1 protein-coding gene and 1 pseudogene are annotated in these 513 nt (G+C 65.5%); both read left to right on the plus strand.

The features are described 5' to 3' along the window. A pseudogene (locus JCM25156_RS31895) lies at positions 1-144 on the plus strand (ABC transporter permease); the annotation flags it as partial. Next, a partial coding sequence (locus JCM25156_RS20110; RefSeq protein WP_025814569.1) for an ATP-binding cassette domain-containing protein occupies positions 141-513 on the plus strand: 373 nt, incomplete at its 3' end. The pseudogene JCM25156_RS31895 and the gene JCM25156_RS20110, both read left to right, overlap by 4 nt.

Here is a 513-nt window from a genome sequence, read left to right on the forward strand (position 1 = left end):
ATCGGGGCGCGCATGATGCAGGCTTCCAGCCTGCTGGCGACGGATCTGGTGGTGGTCTACATGCTGACCATGGCCCTGTTATACGCCCTGACCGATACGCTGTTCATGATGGTGCGCAAACGGCTGATGGGCTGGCAGGGATGAATACGGTCATGACGGAGCCCACCGCGCGGGCGGGACAGGAAGCGGATGTCGTCGTAAGGCTGGAGGATATCGGCCTGTCGCATGACGGGGGGCGCAGCTTTATCCTGCGGCATGTGGATCTGGAAATACGGCGCGGCGAATTCGTGGCCCTGCTTGGCCCGTCCGGTGTGGGCAAGTCCACATTGCTGCGCGTGATCATGGGGCTTGTCCCGCCGGGTGAGGGACGGGTCATCCTGAACTCCCCGCCCGCCGCCGCGCACAGGCCCACGGCCATGGTGTTTCAGGACGCCAAGCTCATGCCATGGCGCAGCGTGGTGCGCAATGTGGAACTGGGGCTGGAGGGGCTGGGTCTGGCCGCCCCTCGCGCCG

It is taken from the genome of Komagataeibacter kakiaceti JCM 25156 (assembly GCF_000613305.1).